Annotated in this window: 17 protein-coding genes; 7 read left to right on the forward strand and 10 right to left on the reverse strand. The window is 63.0% G+C overall.

Annotated elements, in window-relative coordinates:
• Window positions 1-59 precede the first annotated feature (59 nt).
• A complete protein-coding gene (locus B0G74_RS20945; RefSeq protein ID WP_132376664.1) occupies window positions 60-269 on the forward strand; it encodes a hypothetical protein in 210 nt (69 codons plus the stop codon).
• Window positions 270-423: 154 nt separating this feature from the next.
• On the opposite strand, the gene B0G74_RS20950 is transcribed toward B0G74_RS20945, so the two are convergent.
• On the reverse strand, window positions 424-702 hold the full coding sequence (locus B0G74_RS20950; protein WP_012434605.1) for a hypothetical protein: 279 nt from the start codon (window positions 700-702) through the stop codon (window positions 424-426).
• Between the two features lie 135 nt (window positions 703-837).
• Window positions 838-1593 carry a Mut7-C RNAse domain-containing protein gene (locus tag B0G74_RS20955; RefSeq protein ID WP_132376665.1) on the reverse strand — a complete coding sequence of 252 codons (756 nt, stop codon included), beginning with the start codon at window positions 1591-1593 and terminating at the stop codon, window positions 838-840.
• A gap of 94 nt (window positions 1594-1687) precedes the next feature.
• On the opposite strand from B0G74_RS20955, the gene B0G74_RS20960 reads away from it, so the two are divergent.
• Entirely contained in the window at window positions 1688-2557 is an 870-nt protein-coding gene (locus B0G74_RS20960) for an NAD(P)-dependent oxidoreductase (RefSeq protein ID WP_132376666.1), read from the forward strand.
• A 96-nt stretch (window positions 2558-2653) separates the two neighbouring features.
• Complete coding sequence (locus B0G74_RS20965; protein WP_132376667.1) at window positions 2654-3289, forward strand: LysE family translocator; 636 nt, start codon at window positions 2654-2656, stop codon at window positions 3287-3289.
• Between the two features lie 273 nt (window positions 3290-3562).
• Here the strand turns inward: B0G74_RS20965 and B0G74_RS20970 are convergent, their stop codons facing one another.
• From B0G74_RS20970 to B0G74_RS20995, 6 genes are all read right to left on the reverse strand, one after another.
• Complete coding sequence (locus tag B0G74_RS20970; protein ID WP_132376668.1) at window positions 3563-4387, reverse strand: OmpW family outer membrane protein; 825 nt, start codon at window positions 4385-4387, stop codon at window positions 3563-3565.
• A gap of 171 nt (window positions 4388-4558) precedes the next feature.
• On the reverse strand, window positions 4559-5803 hold the full coding sequence (locus B0G74_RS20975; RefSeq protein WP_132376669.1) for a DUF2957 domain-containing protein: 1245 nt from the start codon (window positions 5801-5803) through the stop codon (window positions 4559-4561).
• Between the two features lie 124 nt (window positions 5804-5927).
• On the reverse strand, window positions 5928-7361 hold the full coding sequence (locus B0G74_RS20980; protein ID WP_132376670.1) for a DUF2957 domain-containing protein: 1434 nt from the start codon (window positions 7359-7361) through the stop codon (window positions 5928-5930).
• A 492-nt stretch (window positions 7362-7853) separates the two neighbouring features.
• Complete coding sequence (argC, locus tag B0G74_RS20985; RefSeq protein WP_132376671.1) at window positions 7854-8801, reverse strand: N-acetyl-gamma-glutamyl-phosphate reductase; 948 nt, start codon at window positions 8799-8801, stop codon at window positions 7854-7856.
• A gap of 184 nt (window positions 8802-8985) precedes the next feature.
• Window positions 8986-9558, reverse strand: a complete 573-nt coding sequence (locus tag B0G74_RS20990) for a flavodoxin family protein (RefSeq protein WP_132376672.1) — start codon at window positions 9556-9558, stop codon at window positions 8986-8988.
• 227 nt (window positions 9559-9785) lie between these two features.
• A complete protein-coding gene (locus B0G74_RS20995) occupies window positions 9786-10388 on the reverse strand; it encodes a YbhB/YbcL family Raf kinase inhibitor-like protein (RefSeq protein WP_132376673.1) in 603 nt (200 codons plus the stop codon).
• Between the two features lie 263 nt (window positions 10389-10651).
• Here B0G74_RS20995 and B0G74_RS21000 point away from each other — a divergent pair, with 263 nt between their 5' ends.
• Window positions 10652-11341, forward strand: a complete 690-nt coding sequence (locus B0G74_RS21000; protein WP_132376674.1) for a response regulator — start codon at window positions 10652-10654, stop codon at window positions 11339-11341.
• A gap of 92 nt (window positions 11342-11433) precedes the next feature.
• Here the strand turns inward: B0G74_RS21000 and B0G74_RS21005 are convergent, their stop codons facing one another.
• Window positions 11434-12120 carry an orotate phosphoribosyltransferase gene (locus B0G74_RS21005; protein WP_128585320.1) on the reverse strand — a complete coding sequence of 229 codons (687 nt, stop codon included), beginning with the start codon at window positions 12118-12120 and terminating at the stop codon, window positions 11434-11436.
• A gap of 375 nt (window positions 12121-12495) precedes the next feature.
• Between B0G74_RS21005 and B0G74_RS21010 the strand changes: the two genes are divergently transcribed.
• Together B0G74_RS21010 and B0G74_RS21015 are read left to right on the forward strand one after the other, a co-directional pair.
• Entirely contained in the window at window positions 12496-13728 is a 1233-nt protein-coding gene (locus B0G74_RS21010; RefSeq protein WP_132376675.1) for an MFS transporter, read from the forward strand.
• Window positions 13729-14040: 312 nt separating this feature from the next.
• Entirely contained in the window at window positions 14041-16323 is a 2283-nt protein-coding gene (locus B0G74_RS21015) for an NADP-dependent malic enzyme (RefSeq protein ID WP_132376676.1), read from the forward strand.
• A gap of 213 nt (window positions 16324-16536) precedes the next feature.
• Here B0G74_RS21015 and B0G74_RS21020 read toward each other — a convergent pair whose 3' ends face one another.
• Window positions 16537-20136: an indolepyruvate ferredoxin oxidoreductase family protein gene (locus tag B0G74_RS21020; protein ID WP_132376677.1), complete on the reverse strand. Its 3600-nt coding sequence runs from the start codon at window positions 20134-20136 to the stop codon at window positions 16537-16539.
• Between the two features lie 362 nt (window positions 20137-20498).
• Here B0G74_RS21020 and B0G74_RS21025 point away from each other — a divergent pair, with 362 nt between their 5' ends.
• Entirely contained in the window at window positions 20499-20699 is a 201-nt protein-coding gene (locus B0G74_RS21025) for a hypothetical protein (RefSeq protein WP_132376678.1), read from the forward strand.
• The last annotated feature ends 94 nt before the right edge of the window (window positions 20700-20793 follow it).

Below are 20793 nucleotides of genomic sequence, written 5' to 3' on the forward strand. Positions count from 1 at the left end.
TTCACCGTGCAGCTTATTCATTCACATTGACTCAGTCGTCCAGGTTTGGGGAACAACACATGAAAAAAGTTATCGTCTCGCTCGCAGCCGCTTCGATCGCGCTGGTTTCTGTTCAAGCTTTCGCACAAGCGTCGGACGCAGCGCCGGCTGCTGCAGCAAGCGCGCCGAAGAAGCATCACGTCAAGAAGCTGACGACGCACGGTAAGCGCGCTCCGGTTTCGGCAGCTGCTTCGGCAGCTGGCACGAACGACAAGGGCACGCAAAACTAAGCTGTCGCCCGATCCTTCGGGCCAGCTTCGCCGGTCGACTGCACGGCGCCGCTAGCCGGCTAGTGCAGCGCGATTCGGATGAAAGCGTCGCAAGCAAAAAGGCCAGAGCACGAGCTCTGGCCTTTTTGCATTCGAGGCGGGTTTTTTGCGGCGATTAGCCGGCAAGGCCGCGCTTGATGACTTCGTTGAGCAAACCGGTCATCCCTTCGGGATGGGTCGCGGCGCGCTCTTTCAGTTCGGTCACCAGATCACCGTTCAGCTTGCAGGCAAACGCGACGAGGCCCTGCGCCTGGTCGAGCTTGCGCTGTTCGCGACGATCGAGCTTCGGCTCGGCTGCGGCGGCTTTGCCGAAACGGTCGGCGGTCGACAGCTTCATTGCGTTGTTCAGCTTGAGTGCCTTGTTCTTTTCAAGGTCGGTTTTTTTCATCGCCATACGGAAGGCCTCTGCCAGATAAGTAATCCCGCATTGTACGCATCGCGCCGAGCGTCGCGCGAACGCATGGCGTTCAGCTTCCGCGCACGTGGTTTGCCACGTGCAATGCGAACCGGGATGACTCTGAATCGAAACTCACTCGGACCGGCCCGGCGCGGCAGCCACGCTGTCCATCAGTGCGCGCATTCTTTGCCAATGCGTGCCTTCCCAGAACACGCGGCGGCACACGTCGCAGGTGACGAACTGGGCATGCCGTTCCAGCACACCGTCGGGCGCGCGCGTGCCGACTTCCTCTTTGGGGATGCGCCGCAGCGGCACATTGCACATCAGACACAAGCGGAACGGTTGCGCGCTGCCCGCCAGATCGAGCCGTTCAAATACTTCGCGCAATTGTTCGCGCGGCCTGAGCGTGCGGACGTAGCAGCCATGCGTGATGCTGCGGCGTTTCAACAGCTCGCGGTCGCGTGTCAGGACGATGCGCTGCTGCTCGGCGGCGAGCGCTTCGATGTCGGCATCGGGAAAGTGGTTGTCGTACAGCGTATCGAAGCCCGCTAGCCGTAGAAGTGGCGCGAGGCCGCCCAGATGCGCGTCGGCGATGAAACGCACCACGCGCAGCGGCCGTTCGCGCACGCGCAGGAGCGGCTGGATGTCGAGCGCTTCAAACTTCGGATAGATGGCGATGCGGTCGCCGTCCGCGAGGGGATGATTGAAACCGACCGACTCGCCGTTGACCAGAATCAGCTCGACCTCGGTATGCGGCACGCCGAGCGCTTCGATCATGTGCTTCGCGGTGGCGCCCGGCGCGCAGGCGTAGCTGAACGCGCGCCGGCGCAGCGGCCGGGCGAGAAAATCGTTCAGCTCCTCGTAGAAGCGGAATGTCGCGGTCACCATCACCGCAGTATCGCACCGTGTTTCTTTGCGCGCTGTCCTGCACGTGTCGCATGGGTGTGTTTTACTTCCAGTTCTTTAGAAGACGGAGCGACAGATGGACATCGGTTTTATCGGTCTCGGCGAGATGGGTGCCGCGATGGTTGCAAACATTTTGAAAGCCGGGCATCAGGTGCGCGTGTGGAACCGCTCACCGGAGCGCGCGCAGCCGCTCGCCGACGCCGGCGCGCGGGTCGTCGCGACGCCGGCCGAAGCGTTTGCGGGCGACGCCGTGTTCTCGATGCTCGCCGACGATAGCGCTTTGCGCGAGGTCATCACCGCTTCGCTGCTGGAACATGCTCCGCGCGGGCTGATCCACGTGAACATGGCGACGATCTCGGTGGCGCTGGCCGAGGAACTGGCGACGGCGCACGCCTCGCGCGGCGTCAACTACGTCGCCGCGCCGGTGATGGGTCGGCCCGATGTCGCGGCGGCGGGCAAGCTCACCATTGTCGCGGGCGGCCCGGCCGAATCGATCGACCGCGTCCAGCCGATTTTCGACGCGATCGGCCAGAAGACCTGGCGCATCGGTTCGCTCCCGCAGCAGGCGAACGTCATGAAGCTCGCCGCCAACTTCATGCTCGGCGCGGCAGTCGAGACGCTCGGCGAAGCGGCCACACTGGTGACCGGACACGGTCTCGCCATGCAGGATTTCCTCGACGTGATGACGAGCGGCCTGTTTCCGGGACCGGTCTACTCCGGCTACGGCAAGCTGATCGCGGAGCAGCGCTACGAGCCGGCGCTGTTCAAGGCGCGTCTCGGCCTGAAAGACATTCGGCTCGCGCTGGCCGCGGCCGACGCCGTCACGACACCGCTGCCGATTGCCAGCGTGGTGCGCGACAGCCTGCTTGAAGCCATGGCTCACGGCGACGGCGAGAAAGATTTCGCGGTGCTGGGCCAGGTCGCCGCGCGGCGAGCCGGGCGCTAAGAGCAATTGACAGGCCCTGAAGAGCCACTGAGGAACGGCACTGACGGGCGCGGGCGGGCATAATAGCCGCCCGATCCTTTATCCGCCCTGATTCCCATGAGTCTGCATACCTGGTGGCTGTTCGTCGCCACTGTCTTCGTCGTTTCCGCCATTCCCGGTCCGAACATGCTGCTCGTGATGACGCACGGCGCCCAGCACGGCTTGCGCCGCTCCAGCGCGACCATGGCGGGTTGCCTGTCGGCGCTGGTGCTGATGCTGGCGGTGTCGGCGGCGGGCCTCGGCGTGTTTCTCGAGGCGTGGCCGGCCATGTTCAACGCGCTGCGGATGATCGGCGCGGCGTACCTCGTGTATCTCGGCATCAAGGCGTGGCGCGCGCCGGCTGACGAAGCCGCCGCCGGCGATGCCGACGAACTGGCCGTCAAGCCCGCGCGCTCGCGCTTCGCGCTGTTCCGCAACGGCTTTCTCGTCGCGGGGAGCAATCCGAAGGCGATTCTGTTCGCCGCGGCGCTGCTGCCGCAATTCATCGACGCCGCGCAGCCCAAGTTGCCGCAGTTCGGCGTGCTCGTCGCTACTTTCGCCGTGATCGAGGTGAGCTGGTATCTGGTGTACGCGGGTTTCGGCACGCGCATCGGCGCGAAGTTGAAGAGCCGCAGCGTCGCCCGCATGTTCAATCGTCTGACGGGTGGCGTATTCGTCGGCTTCGGCGCGATGATGGCGCTGGTGCGGCACTAGACGCAAGGCGCAGCCGCTGGTCAATGGCGGCGGCAAGACATCTTGCATAGTGTTGCGAATTTACAACGCAGAGGGTCTACCCTAATTTTCATGTTGCGCCGCACCAAGCCGTTTGCTATAGTTTGTCTTGTCTCCTCCATGTCTCCTCTGATATGGATTCAGCCCGCCCACATAGGCGGGCTTTTTTTTGCCTTGAATTTCCAGCGTCCCATACAAGACAAAGCCGGCTGACCCTTGCGCGGGGCAGCCGGCTTTGTAGCGTCAGAACCGAACTCAGAATTTGTACGAGAGGGCGAGGAACGAAATGATCGGGTCGGCCTTCAGGTCCGCCTTCGACACACCCAGCTCCGTGCCGTCGGCCGCCTTGATGATGACCGACGAGGTCGTCTTCAGCGGAATGTAGGTGACCGACGCCAGAAGGCCCCAGTGCTCGGTGATGTTGTACACGAGGCCCGCGTTAAACACCGGCGCCCACGACGAGGACGCTTTCGCCGACACCTGCGTCTGCCCCGGCTTGCCCGCGCCGGCGGCCAGCACGGCGCCGAGATTGTTTTGCGTCGATGTCACGAAATTCGGGCTCAACTGAATGTCGGAGAACCAGTTGTACGACACGCCAATGCCGACAAACGGCCGGAATTTCGCCGTCGGCGCATTGAAGTAGTACTGGAACAGCAGCGCCGGGCTCCACTGGCGCACGCTTTTCACGATCGGGTTGGCTTGCGGATCGCCCAGATCCTGCTGGCCGAGCGCGCCGGCCGGTCCCGGCGGCTTGATGGTGCCGTGCCCGTAGATCTTGAAGACCGGCGGCACGCCTGCCACCGTCGTCACGGCGATGTGATCGGTGAGGTAATGGCTGAACACCAGGCCGACGGTGTCGGCGTTACTGGTCGACAAGCTCGTGCCGGACGAGGTGAATGAACTCGGTAGACGCAGCGGTGTGTTGATCGGCGTCGGCGCGACATGGGTGGTGAGCGGCGTGCTCGAATCCTGCGGCATCACGTGGAACCAGCCGAGCGCTGCGACGTTGTCGCCCGCTTGCTGGGCGTGCGCACCGGCTGACAGGCAGACGGCCAGTAACGCGAAATAGATTTTTTTCATTTTGTTCCTCCTGAGGCGCGCTAAAACTCATCGCGCGCGGCAAGCGGCGGCGGGTTGGCGGCCGCGCCGGCGCGCTGCATATTCGTTGGGCGCCGGCCGCCGCGCGGTTGCGCTGCGCGGCAGCCGGGACGCGAACGCCACGTTGCGGATTGGCGGCGCGTGCTGAGTCCGTTACTGGACGAAGGCGCCGATCGTGAAGTACGGCGAGGCCGCGTTGGTCAGATCGAGATAGCCGAACACACCACCCGTGAAGATCATCTTTCCGGTCGGCGTAGTGCCGGTGGAGGCACCGACTCGCGTCGTCGTCACCACGCCCGGCACGGTTTGCGTGAAGTCCAGATTCAGCGCCGTCGCCAGCGATGCCTGCGATGCATTGAACGGATCCAGCAGCGTGGCCTCGGCACCTTCGAGCGCGGTGGTGCGGTAGTCGAACTGGCTATCCACGCCGATGTACTCACCGTTCTGCGAGTTCACCGTGATCGCGCTCTGCGGCGCCAGAATCGAGATGCCGGATTCGTCGTCGGCGTAGGGTCCGAGCGCGCCGTTTTGCGGCACGGTCACCGACGAGTTCGCCGCGCCCGTTCGCACCAGGATCGGCACCAGCTGGTTACGCAGCTTGCCGACGATCATGTAGCCGCGCGCTTCCGGGGTCGTGGCGAGCGTCGGCTTGGCCTGGCCCAGGAAGTTGTTGGTCTGGAACGCGCCGCTGCCGTCCGCCGACTGCGCGAAGTTGCTCCCCGGCTGTTGACACTTGCCCGCGTTGACCCCGGAGTTGTCGCACTCGGTCCACGTGCCGTCCGCGTTGATCGTGATCTTCGAATCGACCGCGACCGGCGCGAAGTTTTGCGACGGCACCTGGTGATAGCCGAGCTGGTTGTACGTGCCGGCCACGTTCGCGAGATTCGTTTCAATCGACGAAAAACCGATGAACGGGTAGTACGGGAATTTGGTATCCGGCACGGCGCCCACGCCGAGAATCCCGCCGAACGAGATTTCCGCGCCGGGGATCGTGCCGCCCGCCACCCCTTCGCCGACGAAAATCCGCGCCGGACGATTCGGATCGAGGCTCGCGCCATTCAGGCGGAACGCGCACTGGTTGAGCTTGTTGGTCGGCAGCTGGGTTTCCTGAGTCAGCGTGCCGCTGGCGGTCTGGCCGGCGCGCGTCGGGACGACGGTGCCGGTGGTCGCGGGGATCGGCGACTCGATGTAATTGACCTGCCAGGTCATCTTGGTCGTATCGAGTTGCAGCTTGACCAGTTCGCCGTCACCGCCGCCGCCCGTGAATACCGTGCTGTAGTCCAGCGACGCCGGACACAGACGCACTTCCGTCACGGGCCCGTCGCCTCCGCCGCCACCACCGCACGCCCCCAGCAACGGTGCAGCAAGAGTGAGCACCGAAAGGATTCTCCATTTCATACCGCCTCCAGAATTTTCTCGTTGTGTGTGGCCGGCTCCCAGTCCCGCCACCTTTTGCTATTTGTCTCTCGTACTGCCCACTGCCGGTCCGCTGTGGCTTGGCTGTCTGGCTTACTTGCATGCCTTACTTGCTGATTTGCGCTCCAATGCCGAAGTACGGCGCGCTCGAAGCCGTGCTGCTGAGTTGCGACGTCGGCGCGACGCCGCCGTTGACGGTGCCTTGAATCTCGATCGCATACAGGCCACCCGAAGCGATCGCGAGGCCTTTCTGGCCGTTGGCCTGCTGGACACCGACCAGTCCTGGGCTCGGCAACGCGTAGCCCAGGCCGAAGCCGTCTTCTCCTGCGGAAGTCGACGGATTGATGAAGGTGCCGACGCCGCCCTGGATCAACGCCGCGGTGTACTTGAAGTTGGAGTCGGCGCCCACGTAGCCGCCGTCGAAGCCGCCGGAGGCAAGCGGTGTGGCAGCGGCGAGCATCGCGATACCGGACTCGTCGTCGACTTTGGCGTCGGAGTGGAGCAACACTGCCGTGCCCAGATTCACGGAGCCCGTGCGGATCACAAGCGGCACCGTTGCGCCGTTGACCTGGCCGAGAATCATGTGCGCCTGCGCGGACACGCCGCTCGGCTGATTCAGCGGCGGCAGTTTGAGCTGCATGCCGATCTGCGGCGCATTCTGGCTGTCGAAGTAGCCGCTGCTGTTCGCGGTCCACGCCGTGCCCGTCGTCAGGCAGCCGCTCGAACTCGGCGTAAAGGCCGCGTTCGCTGGATTGGAGCCCGTGCAGTTGCCGGCCGCGTCGAAGGTTTCGACCGTGTTGGTAGCGGTCGCTGCGTACGAGCCGGACGGCACCAGGTGATACAGGAGGCCGTTGTAGGTGCCGGCCAGCTTGGTGACGTCGTTCGTCGTGCTGGCGAAGCCGAGGAACGGATAGAAATCGAAATGCCGGTTCGGCACTGCGCCAACGTGATCGATGATGCCCGGAATGATGGTCAGCCCGTCGTACTCGACGGTCGCGCCCGGAATGCCACCGCCGGCCACGCCCTGGCCGACCAGGATCATCGGCGGGTTCGGGTTGTTGACGAAGTCGGGTGTCGTGTAGGTCGTGCCGTTGGCAGGCGCGGTGCCGGTACCTTTGCCGAGAATGAACGCGCAACGTGTTTGCTCGGCGGTGGGCAGCGTGCCGGTCGGCGGATGAATCACCGCACCGGTGATCTGCGTGCCTTCGCGCGTGATCGTGACGTCGGCGCTGGTCAGCGGGATCGGCGATTTGAGCCACTTCAGCGTGTAGGTCATCGCCGTCGCGTCGATGTTCAGTTGCACCACTTCGCCGCTGCCCGCGCCACCGAGGAAGGTGCTCTTGACGATGTCGGCAGTTGCCGGGCACAACGCCGCCGCGCCGGCACCCGAGGCGGGCGGGCCTTGCACGCCGCAGCTCGCGCCGGAACATTGCGGTGCGTTGATCGCGCCTGGATTGTCGGCCTTGCCACCGCCGCAAGCGATCAGGAATGGGGCCGTGGCAATGGCCATCGCGAGGCTTCGAGTAATGGCGTGCGACATGCAGCTGTCTCCCTTCATGTAATTGTGCGAGCTAATTTCGCTGCGCGGATAATGACTGTCAATTGAATGAGCCGTCTAAAAAGACCGATTCAAACAGCGCATTTTTTGCTGCGCGCGCGCCGCGTGGACATCTGCGGGTCTTTTAAACAAAAAACGATTTTTTGCCTGGAAGGCGGCATCGTTGCTTCGCCGCACTCCATTGCCAGGTAAGCCTTTGAGCAAAATGGCTCTATCATCTGCGAACGACCGTTCGCGAAAAAATCAGGAATTTCCCTATGCGGAAAACTATGCGCGATGCGTCGATATCAGGAATGAATTACCGGCGGGTTTTTGAGCAGTCCGATTTTTATTTTTTAGGACATACGGGCTACTACTGATTAAACGCGGAGAGGGAATTTTGAATGGCGGACTTTTAAAACAAAAAGGCCGGTCTTTGCAGACCAGCCTTTCAATATATTGACGGAGAATTACCGTCCGTAATTTCGAACTTGATTAACGTTTCAAGCCGCTTTCTTCAGCGGCACCGATCGCGAGGTTCATGCACTGGATCGCCGCGCCCGACGCGCCCTTGCCCAGGTTGTCCAGACGCGCGACGGTCACGAAGCGCTCTTCGTTGCCGAACACGAACAGGTCGACGCGGTTCGTGTCGTTGTTTGCCTGCACGTCGAAGAAGCCGCTGTCGAGGTTCGCTTCCGCGTCGAACGGTGCGACATGCACGAACGCCTCGCCCGCGTAGTACTCGGCGAACAGCGCCTGCACGTCTTGCGGCGTGGCCTTCTTCGCCAACTGGTTCGGCGAGAAGAAGGTGGTGACCGCGAGACCCTTGTAGAAGTCGCCGACGATCGGCGTAAAGACCGGCGCCGACTTCAGGCCCGTATGCGCGGCCATTTCCGGCAGATGCTTGTGCGTGAGACCGAGCGCGTACGGACGCGGGCTCTTGAGCTTGTCGTTGCCGCCGGCTTCGTAGTCGGCAATCATTTTCTTGCCGCCGCCGCTATAGCCGGTGATCGAGTAAGCGTGCGCCGCGAACTCGGGCGCCACCACGCCTGCTTCGACCAGCGGACGCATGGCGAGCACGAAGGCCGATGCATGGCAGCCCGGCACGGCAATGCGTTTCGCCGAGCGCAGACGCTCGCGTTGCGAGCGGGCCAGTTCGGGCAGGCCGTAGGCCCAGTCGGCGGACGTGCGGAACGCGGTGCTGGCATCGATCAGTACGGTGTGATCGTTTTCGACCAGCGAAGCGGATTCGCGCGAGGCGACATCGGGCAGACACAGGAACGTGACGTCCGACGCGTTGATGAGACGACGGCGTTCTTCGAGGTCTTTGCGCTTCGCTTCTTCGATACGCAGGATCTCAACGTCGGCGCGCTGCGACAGGTATTCAAAAATCTTCAGGCCGGTCGTGCCTTCCTGTCCGTCGACAAAAACTTTCGTGCTCATCTCGATCTCACTGGCTTGCTGGAAACGGGGCGCGACGCCGCGCCGGAACGTCATTTTAAGACCTGATGGCGCCGCACGTGCAAAAGGGGGTGAAAAAACGACGATGCGCGCCGGACATGACATCGGCGTGACCCGTTATGCGGCAGATGCACGCCGATGCCGGCCGATCGCGGCAATCCGCGCGTCAGCGGGCCGCGGCGGTCCAGCGCGCCGTGACCGCGGCTACGCGTGCGCCGAACAGCCGCGCTGTTTCCAGATCGCCGGGGGGCGGTGCTTCTTCCGGCGAGGCATCGGCCGGCGACTGCGTGAGCACGCCGGTAGAGCCACCGACGTAGTTCAGGTCGTTGCGGGTCGCCGCCTTGGTGTTGGACGGCATCATGCCGGTGCCCGCCCAGATCATGCCGTGCTGCATGGCCAGCGTGACGAAGTACTGGATCGTCGAGAACTTGTCGCCGTTCATGGTCGCGGAGTTGGTGAAGCCGGCCGCGATCTTGTCCTTCCACGCCTGCTCGAGCCACGGCTTCGAGCTCGCATCGGCGAATTTTTTGAAGTCTGCGGAAGGGCCGCCCATGTATGTCGGCGCACCGAAGATGATGGCGTCGGCGGCGGCCAGTTCGGCCCAGGCGGCGTCGTCGACCTCGCCGACCGGCATCAGTTTGGCGTCCGCGCCGGCTTCGAGGGCACCCGCCAGCACGGACTCGGCGGCTTTCTTCGTGTGGCCGTAGCCGCTGTGATAAACGATGACGATCTTCGACATGACAAACTCCAGCAAAGTGAAAAGACGATGGGTCGGGCACGGCAATGGTGCGCACCTGCGGCGGCGCGGCAGCGGCAAGCATGGCGCACACCGCCAGGCTGCACATTAGCGTGCGCGGATGACAGAATTTCCGCGTGGGCGGCAAGGCGACGCAATCCGTACGCCAGCCTCGGCTTGCGTCGGCGGCCTTGGCAGTGCCGCTTGCACGTGAGGCGCTTCGATACGCGCTAGCGCCCGTAATTGACCACCATTCGCGCAAAGCCGAGCGTGGCGGTGCCGATCTCGTGATCGAACATCAGCGCGGGACGGCCTTGCGCGAGGCGCAGGTCCGCGGTGCTGAGCGCATAAACGGTGACGATGTAGCGATGCGGTTTGCCTGGCGGCGGACAGGGGCCGCCATAGCCGTCGGTATCGAAGTCGTTGCGCGCTTCGACCGCACCGAGTTTGCTGAGGAAGCCGGAAGAGCTCGCATTCTCCGGCAAGCTGCTGACCGTGGCCGGAATGCCCGCCACCGACCAGTGCCACCAGCCGCGGCCCGGCGCATCCTGATCGAACATGGTGACCGCGAAGCTGCGCGTGCCGGGCGGCGCGTCGTGCCACGAAAGTTGCGGTGAGCGGTTGCCGCCTTTGCAGTCGTCCTGATTGAAAACCTGAGCGTCCGCCACGGTGCCGCCCGCACGGAAGCTGGCACTGGTCAGCGCGAACGCGCCTTCGGCGAGGGCGTGTGGTCCGTGAGCGGCCAGGAGGGCGAGGCCCAGCATGGCGCAGGGGAACGACGGCAGACGGCGGAACGGCGAAGCAATCGAAACAACCAGGCAACGCGAGCGCATGTGCCGGTTCTCCTGTGAGGGCGCGAGGCGGTTGTCCTCGCGATGGTTATTGTCCCTATTTTGTGCCTCAAGGTCGATTCAAGTCTAACATTAGCTCTACGACACATCATTGTTGTGGTCCGCTGGAATTTGCGCACCGGAATCGGCTATAGTCAGAGGAATTGCCCGCGGAGATAGGCCGCGTCCTCACCCGTTTCAGTAGCTAGAATACATAAGACATGTCGGAAGTTTTGCAGAGTGGTTTATCTGTCGAGGGGAGGGCAATGCAAGATCCAGTCAGGGTCGTGGTCGCTGATGACCATCCGGTTATTCTGTTCGGCGCCGAACAGGCTTTGCTCAAGTTTCCCGGTCTGCAGGTCGTCGCGCGTGCGCGACAGTCAACGGAATTGATCAAGGTGCTGCAAACCATTGCCTGCGACGTGCTCGTCACGGATCTGGCGATGCCAGGCGGTCAGTACGGCGATGGTTTGCCGCTGATCGGCTATCTGCGGCGAAATTTCCCCAACCTTCCCATCGTCGTCCTGACGATGCTCGAGAACGCGGCGTTGCTCAAGCGGCTGAGCGAACTCGGCGTGACGTCTGTCGTCAACAAGTCGGACGATCTCAGCCACATTGGGCTCGCGGTGCAGCACGTCAGCCGCCACCTCGAATACATGAGCCCGTCGGTCAAGGCATCGCTCGACACACTGCGCATGAATGCCGGTGGCAAGAACGACGAAGTGATGCTGTCGAAACGCGAACTGGAAGTGGTGCGTCTGTTCGTGTCGGGCATGACGATCAAGGAAATCTCGGAGCATCTGAACCGCAGCATCAAGACCATCAGCACGCAGAAGAACACCGCTATGCGCAAGCTCGGCATCGAGCGCGATTCCGAGTTGTTCCAGTACGCGCAAAGCAATGGCTTGCTGAACCTGTCGTCGCATTCAACGGAAAACACAGGCGGAACGTCTTAAGGTCGCATACGAGGCTTAAGGCAAAAATAGAAAAGGGCGCCTGTCGATAAGACAGGTGCCCTTTTTATTCGATCCGCGCGAGGCGGAGAGGCTTACTGCGGCGTCGAGGTTGCGCCGCCGTGCGCAGCCGACCATTCAGCCGGTGCGTGCAGGAATTTTTCCACTTCGTCGAGCGTCTTGGTGTCGAAGTATTTGTTTTCCTTCGCGACGCGCAACACGTCCCACCACGTGGCGAGCGCGTGCAGATCGACGTCGATGTCTTTCAGCACCGACACGCTTTCCTTGAAGATGTTGTAGTGGAACAGCACGAAGCAGTGGTTCACCGTGGCGCCGGCAGTGCGCAGCGCGTTGATGAAGTTGATCTTGCTGCGGCTGTCCGTGGTCAGGTCTTCGACCAGCAGCACGCGTTGACCTTCAGTCAGCAGGCCTTCGATCTGCGCGTTGCGGCCAAAACCCTTCGGCTTCTTGCGCACGTATTGCATCGGCACCATCAGGCGATCGGAGAGCCATGCCGCGAACGGGATGCCGGCGGTTTCGCCACCGGCGACCGCGTCGATCTGCTCATAGCCGACGTCGCGCAGAATCGTGGACTCTGCCATTTCCATCAGGCCGCGGCGCACGCGCGGATACGAGATCAGCTTGCGGCAGTCGATATAAACCGGGCTCGCCCAGCCGGACGTGAAAATGTACGGTTTCTCCGCGTTGAAGTGCACTGCTTGCACTTCCAGCAGCATTTTGGCGGTCGTGTCGGAGATCGTCTGGCGATCGAAGCCTGTCATGGGCGGATCCTTGGGTGTGAGCGGGGAGAAGCGGGCGCGGGGCCCGGTGGCGCAGCAAGCGTGGTATTCCGCGCCATGCCGGGCGGAATACGCAGCCGGTCAGTGGAGTGCAGGCCGGTTTTTGCTGCGCGCGTAGGCCGACATTTTACCCGAAACGGGCCCTTCCGAGGAACCCGTCGTGCGTGGCCGCGACGAATGACGGTCATAACGGGCGCACCGGGCAGGCTTGGGCGGGCATCGAAGGGCGCATCGGGCGCCCGCATCCACGAGCGCTTTTTGGTTCGCTTGTGAGGCGTCGGAGGCGCCTTTACACTCACGCGAATTTCTCGGGCGCCTGCCGCCATTGCCGCCCATTCGACCTACGGAATGCTTTCAATGAACACCGCTCCCTCCGCTACCGACCCCCGCGCATCCGTGAGAAATGGCTACGCCGGCCGGGCGCTGATCGCCTCGGTGCTCGGCTACGCGATGGACGGCTTCGATCTGCTGATCCTCGGCTTCATGCTGCCGGTGATTGCCGCCGATCTGCATCTGAGTTCCGCGCAGGCCGGTTCGCTCGTCACGTGGACGCTGATCGGCGCAGTGGCGGGCGGGTTGATTTTCGGCGTGCTGAGCGACTATTTCGGCCGCGTGCGCATGCTGACGTGGACGATCCTGATCTTCGCGGTGTTCACCGGCTTGTGCGCGCTGGCGCAAGGTTATGCCGATCTGCTGACATACCGGACCATCGCCGGAATCGGGCTCGGCGGCGAATTCGGCATCGGCATGACGCTCGTGGCCGAGGCATGGCCGGCGTCACAGCGCGCGCGCGTCTCGTCGTACGTCGGCTTGGGATGGCAGCTCGGCGTGTTGGCTGCGGCATTGCTGACGCCGCTGCTATTGCCGGTGATCGGTTGGCGAGGCATGTTCGCGCTCGGGCTGTTGCCGGCGGTGGTGTCGTTTTTCGTGCGGCGCCAGGTCGAGGAACCGGCGCTCTTCACCGAGCGCGTGGCGCGCGGCATGCGCAAGCTGCCGCTGAAATTGCTGGTGGCCGATGGCCGCACCACGCGCGCCAGCATCGGCGTGGCGACTCTCTGTTCAGTGCAGAACTTCGGCTACTACGGCCTGATGATCTGGCTGCCGAGCTATCTGTCGAAAACCTTCGGCTATTCGCTGACCAAATCCGGACTGTGGACCGCCGCGACGATTCTGGGCATGGCGTGCGGCATCTGGCTGTTCGGCATCGCCGCCGACCGCTTCGGCCGCAAGCCGACCTTTCTGTTCTACCAGGCGGGCGCCGTGGTGATGGTGTTCGTCTACGCTCACCTGAGCACGCCGATGGCGCTCCTGATCGGCGGCGCGGCGATGGGCGTGTTCGTCAACGGCATGATCGGCGGATACAGTGCGCTGATCTCCGAGCTTTATCCAACCGATGCGCGCGCCACCGCGCAGAATGTGCTCTTCAACGTCGGCCGGGCGGTGGGCGGTTTCGGGCCGGTGGTGGTGGGCGCTCTGGCCGCGCGCTATTCGTTCGGCGCGGCGCTGGCTTTGCTTGCGTCGATCTACCTGCTCGACATCTTCGCGACACTCTTCCTGATTCCCGAACGACGCGGCGCCGAGCTCGAGTGAGCGCGAATAGCCTGTCCGTGACCTGCGCATGACAAAGCGCGAAAGGGCCGCCGCATGCGGCGCTGCAGCATTGCGCGAGCGCTGTTTCGCCGATGGCGAGCAGCGTTAACCAGTCAGTGCATCGACTCATTCGGGGTGTACACTAACCGACCCGCGAAGCACTCCGCATCGTCCTGTCCTCCGGCGAGGTTCGACGCCGCGCTCAACCGGCGCATGCGCAAACCGCCTCGGTCGATTATCCATTCGATAGATGCACGCGACGCTGACGTGCGGTGTGCCGGGCCCAATTTCTTACGTCTCGCAGGCCAAAAAATGGACGAACAACTTAAGCAAAGCGCTCTCGCATACCACCAGAATCCGAAACCCGGCAAGATTTCGGTCACGCCCACCAAGCCGCTATCGAATCAGCTCGATCTGTCGCTGGCGTACTCGCCGGGCGTCGCCGCGGCCTGTATGGCGATCTACGAGGAGCCGCTCGACGCGCAGAAGTACACCTCGCGTGGCAACCTGGTCGGCGTGATCACGAACGGCACGGCCGTGCTCGGTCTCGGCAACATCGGCCCGCTCGCCGCGAAGCCGGTGATGGAAGGCAAGGGCTGTCTCTTCAAGAAGTTCGCGGGCATCGACGTGTTCGACATCGAGCTCTCCGAGTCCGATCCGGACAAGCTGGTCGAAGCGATCGCGATGCTCGAGCCGACGCTCGGCGGCATCAACCTTGAAGACATCAAGGCGCCCGAGTGCTTCTACATCGAGAAGAAGCTGCGCGAACGTATGAAGATTCCGGTCTTCCACGACGATCAGCACGGCACCGCGATCATCGCGTCGGCGGCTATCCTGAACGGCCTGAAAGTGGTCGGCAAGAAGCTCGACGAAGTGAAGCTGGTGTGTTCGGGCGCGGGTGCCGCGGCAATCGCGTGTCTGGATCTGCTGGTGAACCTGGGCTTGTCGAAGAAGAACATTCTCGTCACCGACTCCAAGGGCGTGATCTACGAAGGCCGCGGCAACCTCGATCCGTCGAAGGAACGCTACGCGGCGAACACCGAGGCACGCACGCTCGCTGACGCGATCCGTAGTTCCGACGTGTTCCTCGGCTGCTCGAGCGCAGGCGTGCTGAAGCCGGAGATGGTCGCCGAAATGGGCACCCAGCCGCTGATTCTCGCGCTGGCGAACCCGGAACCGGAAATCCGCCCGGAAGACGCGAAGAAAGTGCGTCCGGACTGCATCATCGCGACCGGCCGTTCGGACTATCCGAACCAGGTCAACAACGTGCTGTGTTTCCCGTTCATCTTCCGTGGCGCACTGGATGTTGGCGCCACCACCATCACGGAAGAAATGAAGCTCGCCTGCGTGCGCGCAATCGCCGAACTGGCCGAAGAAACCGATCAGGGCGATGAAGTTGCGAAGGCCTATGAAGGCCACTCGCTGGAATTCGGTCCCGAATATCTGATTCCGAAACCGTTCGATCCGCGCCTGATCATCAAGATCGCGCCGGCCGTCGCGCAAGCGGCAATGGATTCGGGCGTCGCGACCCGTCCGATCAAGGACATGGACGCGTATCGCGAAGAACTCGGCACGACCGTGTATCGCACGGGCATGGTGATGCGTCCGGTGTTCGCCGCGGCCAAGTCGGAGCCGGCACGTATCGTGTTCGCCGAAGGTGAAGACGAGCGCGTGCTGCGCGCCGCGCAATTCGTGCTGCTGGAAAAGATCGCCAAACCGATCCTGGTCGGCCGTCCGTCGGTGATCGAGATGCGTCTGAAGAAGATGGGCTCGAAGCTCAAGTGCGGCGACGACTTCGAGATCGTCGATCCGGAAGACGATCCGCGTTATCAGAAATCCTGGCAGGCGTACCACGAACTCGGTGCGCGCGAAGGCGTGACGCCGGACGTGGCGAAGGCCGCAATGCGCAAGTTCAACACGCTGATCGGCGCGATCCTTGTGCGCCTCGGCGAAGCGGACGGCATGATCTGCGGCATGATCGGTCAGTACCACGCGCATCTGAAGTTCATCGAACAGGTGCTGGGCAAGGCGGACAACGTGCAGAACTTCGCCGCGATGAATCTGCTGATGCTGCCGGGCCGCAATCTGTTCATCTGCGATACCTACGTGAACGAAACGCCGACCGCCGAGCAGCTCGCCGATATGACGATGCTGGCTGCGGGTGAGATGGAGAAGTTCGGTATCACGCCGAAGGTGGCGTTGCTGTCGAACTCGAACTTCGGCAGCGCGCCGTCGTCGTCGTCGCAACGCATGGCTGCGGCTCGCAAGCTGATTACCGAACGTGCGCCGTCGCTCGAGATCGACGGTGAGATGCATGGCGATGCGGCATTGTCGGAAGCGGTGCGCAAGGCGGCGTTCCCGGGCACGACGCTGACGGGCGAAGCCAACCTGCTGATCATGCCGAACGTGGAAGCGGCGAACATCACGTACAACTTGCTGAAGATGATCGGCGGCGAAGGCGTGACGGTCGGCCCGTTCCTGCTGGGCGCGGAAAAGCCGGTGCACATTCTGACGCCGGCTGCGACCGTGCGCCGGATCATCAACATGACGGCAGTCGCGTCGGCCAATGCACGCAAGGCAGTGAACGCGAAGTAATGCGGATGCTTTGAGACCCGGAGCGGCGCCTCGTCGAGGCGATCGCGACGAGTTTGCAAAAAAAGCCACGGGTGCTAAACCCGTGGCTTTTTTATTGGCGCAGTAGTTGCGCCGGCGTTACGCGTCACGTCTCATAGCACGTAAAAAAGGCGACTGTCCGCAAGGACAGTCGCCTTTTGTTTTCAGACCGGCGAGCCGGTCAAGCCATTCCGATCACGCCGCGTGTTGCGTCTTGCCAGCCTCCGGCGAACGCCACCGCGCGAGCAACTCGTTCCACTTGACGCGCACGCCCTTCAGGTTGTTTTCCTTCACGTGACCATAGCCGCGGATGCCGTCGGGCAGATTCGCCAGTTCGATGGCCAGCTCACGCTTCTGCGCAGTCAGGCCGGCGATCAGTTCACGCACCAGCGCTTCATACTCGCCGATCAACGCGCGCTCGGTGCGACGCTCTTCCGTCTTGCCGAACAGATCGAGCGCGGTGCCGCGCAGGAACTTGAAGCGGGCCAGCACGTGCATCGCGCTGAAAACCCAAGGGCCGTACTTCTTCTTCACAAGATGACCCTTGGCATCCTTCTTCGAGAACGTCGGCGGCGCGAGGTGAATGTGCAGCTTCCAATCGCCTTCGAAATTCGACTTCAGTTTTTCGATGAACGCCGGATCGCTGTACAGGCGCGCGACTTCGTACTCGTCCTTGTAGGCCATCAGCTTGTGCAGGTTCTTCGCGACCGCCTCGGTCAACGGCAACTGACCGTCGATCGAATCGAGCGCCGACTCCGCCGCACGCACTTGCGAGACCACCGCGCGATAACGCTCGGCATACGCGCGGTTCTGCCAAGCTGTCAGGTACTCGGCGCGTTTGTCGATCAGCGTGTCGAGGGCCTTCGGCGTGTGCAGCGAGATGATCTTGCTGCTCGCCGTTTCCGCCGCGGCGCCGCGTCCTTGCGATTGCGCCAGCTTGCGAACCCCGGCCAGATCGTGCGCTGCACGGCGGCCCCACTCGAACGCCGCGCGGTTCTTCTCGACCTGCACGTTGTTCAGCTCGATAGCGCGCATCAGCGACTCATACATGAGCGGCACCCAGCCGCGTTGCCATGCATAGCCGAGCACGAACGGATTCGTATAGATCGCATCGCCGAGCAGCGCGACTGCGAAGTGATTCGCGTCGACCGCATCGACACCGTCGTCGCCGGCGGCGGCGCGCACGTCCGCTTCCGTGCTGCTGCCAGGGAAGCGCCAGTTCGGGTTCTTGATGAGTTCGGCAGTCGGCGTATGCGCGCTGTTCAACACGACGCGTGTGCGGCCTGCCTGCATGCGCGACACGCATTCGTCGCTGGCCGTGACGATCGCGTCGCAGCCGATCACGAGGCTTGCTTCGCCCATGGCGATGCGGGTCGCGTGGATGTCGGCCGGATTTTTCGCGATCTGCACGTGACTCATCACGGCGCCGCCTTTTTGCGCGAGGCCGGTGACGTCGAGCACGGTGACGCCCTTGTTCTCCAGATGCGCGGCCATGCCGAGCAACGCGCCGATCGTCACGACGCCCGTGCCGCCGACGCCCGTCACCAGCACGCCGTACGGCCGCTCCATGGACGGCAATTCCGGTTCCGGCACCGGCGGCATCGCGTCGCCGGCGACGCCGGAGGCGGCCTTCGGCTTGCGCAACTGACCGCCTTCAACGGAGACGAAGCTCGGGCAGAAACCGTTCACGCACGAGAAGTCCTTGTTGCAGGTCGATTGATTGATCTGGCGCTTCGTACCGTATTCGGTATCGAGCGGTTCGACCGACAGGCAGTTCGACTTCACCGAGCAATCGCCGCAGCCTTCGCACACCGCTTCGTTGATCACGACGCGGCGCGCCGGATCCGGATACGTGCCGCGTTTCCTGCGGCGGCGTTTTTCGGTCGCGCAAGTCTGGTCGTAGATCAGGATCGTCGTGCCGGACACTTCGCGCAGTTGGCGCTGCACTTCGTCGAGCTTGTCGCGATGGTGGATGTCGATGCCGGGCGCAAGGCCGACGTTCGCCGAGTACTTCTCCGGCTCGTCGGTGACGATCACGATTTTCGTCGCGCCTTCCGCGGCGAGTTGGTGCGTGATCTGCGGCACGGTCAGCACGCCGTCGACCGGCTGGCCGCCGGTCATGGCGACCGCGTCGTTATAGAGAATCTTGTAGGTGATGTTGGCCTTCGACGCGATCGCCGCGCGAATTGCCAACAGCCCTGAGTGGAAGTACGTGCCGTCGCCGAGATTGGCGAACACGTGCTTGTCGTTGCTGAACGGCGCCTGGCCGATCCACGCGACGCCTTCGCCGCCCATCTGGCTGAACGTGCTGGTGCTGCGGTCCATCCAGACCGTCATGTAATGGCAGCCGATGCCGGCCATCGCACGCGAGCCTTCCGGCACATTGGTCGATGTGTTGTGCGGGCAGCCCGAGCAGAACCACGGCTTGCGTTCGGCTTCGACGCGCGGCCGCGCCAGCGCCTTTTCCTTCGCTTCGATCACCGCGATGCGCATGGCGATGCGAGCGCGCACATCGGACGGCAGGTCGAATTTGTCGAGCCGCGTGGCGATAGCCTTGGCGATGATCGCCGGCGAGAGTTCATAGTGCGCCGGCAGCAGCCAGTTGCCCATCGGCACCGACCATTCGCCGCCCGCGCCGTCTTTCTCGTCGAACTTGCCGAACACGCGCGGACGCTGTGCGTCGGGCCAGTTGTACAGTTCTTCCTTGATCGCGTATTCGAGAATCTGGCGCTTTTCCTCGACCACCAGAATTTCGTCGAGGCCGCGCGCGAAAGCCTGCGCGCCTTGCGCTTCGAGCGGCCACACGCAACCGACCTTATACAGACGGATGCCGATGCGCGAACACGTTTCGTCATCGAGACCGAGGTCGGTCAGCGCCTGACGCACGTCGAGATACGCCTTGCCGCCGGTCATGATGCCGAAGCGCGCATGCGGCGAATCGATTTCGACGCGGTCCAGTTTGTTGGCACGCACGTAGGCGAGCGCCGCGTACCACTTGTAGTCGAGCAGACGCGCTTCCTGCACCAGCGGCGGATCCGGCCAGCGGATATTCAGGCCGCCCTCGGGCATCGCGAAGTCTTCCGGCAGGATGATCTTCGTGCGGTGCGGATCGATATCGACCGATGCCGACGATTCGACCACGTCGGTTACGCACTTCATCGCGACCCACAGGCCGGAATAGCGGCTCATCGCCCAGCCGTGCAGACCGAAGTCGAGATATTCCTGCACATTCGACGGGAATAGAACCGGCAGGCCGCACGCCTTGAAAATGTGTTCGGATTGGTGCGCGAGTGTGGACGATTTCGCCGCGTGGTCATCGCCGGCGAGCACGAGAACGCCGCCGTTGCGCGCCGAGCCGGCCGAGTTGCCATGCTTGAAGACGTCGCCGGATCGGTCGACGCCCGGGCCTTTGCCGTACCACATCGAGAACACGCCGTCGTATTTGGCGCTCGGGTACAGATTGACTTGCTGCGAACCCCAAACGGCGGTGGCCGCGAGGTCTTCGTTGACGCCAGGCTGGAACACGACCTGATGCGCGGCGAGATGCTGTTTCGCCTTCCACAGGGATTGGTCGAGTCCGCCGAGTGGCGATCCGCGGTAACCGGAGATGAAGCCGGCGGTATTGAGCCCGGCGGCCTGGTCGCGTTCCTGTTGCAGCATCGGCAGACGCACCAGCGCCTGGATGCCGCTCATGTACGCGCGGCCGCGTTCGAGGGTGTATTTGTCGTCGAGCGTGACGGAAGACAACGCGGCTTCGAGCGAGGCTCGCTGACCTGCGTCTAGCGGGGCGTTCATTATGTGTACTCCTCCAACCAGTTTGGGATCACCAAAACTTTTTTGGGCCGCGGCATCTTGTGAATGCGTAGGGCCGGGGCCGTCATCTTGACGTGTTTTAAGTGATGGTAGCACTGGTGAAAACCCGCCGCAGGCCGCGAAAAAATCGGGACCGCAGCGATATGGCCGATATAGGCGTGCGCCCGCTCGGCGTGTGCGCGCCCGCTGTTCCTGCGACGGCCTGTAACAAGCTGTAAAAACTACAAATCTGCGGAACCGCAGTTGAAATGTCTGTCTAACCCCCAACCTGTGAGTAATGTCCGCGCAACGCTCCGCATTCGGCGGAGCTTCACGACAACAGGGCAGTCAGAAAAGGAGTACGCATGAACACGAGAAACATCCAGACGTTCCTGATGGTTTCGGCCGCTTTTTTCGCCATGAGCGCACCGGTGCGTTCGAACTCGGGCAGTGCAGGCGCGCTGTCGAACGCTGTAACCCGTACGGCGCAGGTCGCGCCCGCACGCATTGCCATGGACCGCGTCACGCGATCCACCAAGTCCGACGAGGAAGACCAGAATTCGTGATGCGCCGCGCAGGCGGTGTGTCGATTGAGTAACCAGCCGTTCTCCGACCAAGGTTTCACCTGAGACAACGGCGCTAATGAAAAGGGCGAGGATC

It is taken from the genome of Paraburkholderia sp. BL9I2N2 (assembly GCF_004339745.1).
In the GTDB taxonomy this organism is placed as follows: Bacteria; Pseudomonadota; Gammaproteobacteria; order Burkholderiales; family Burkholderiaceae; genus Paraburkholderia.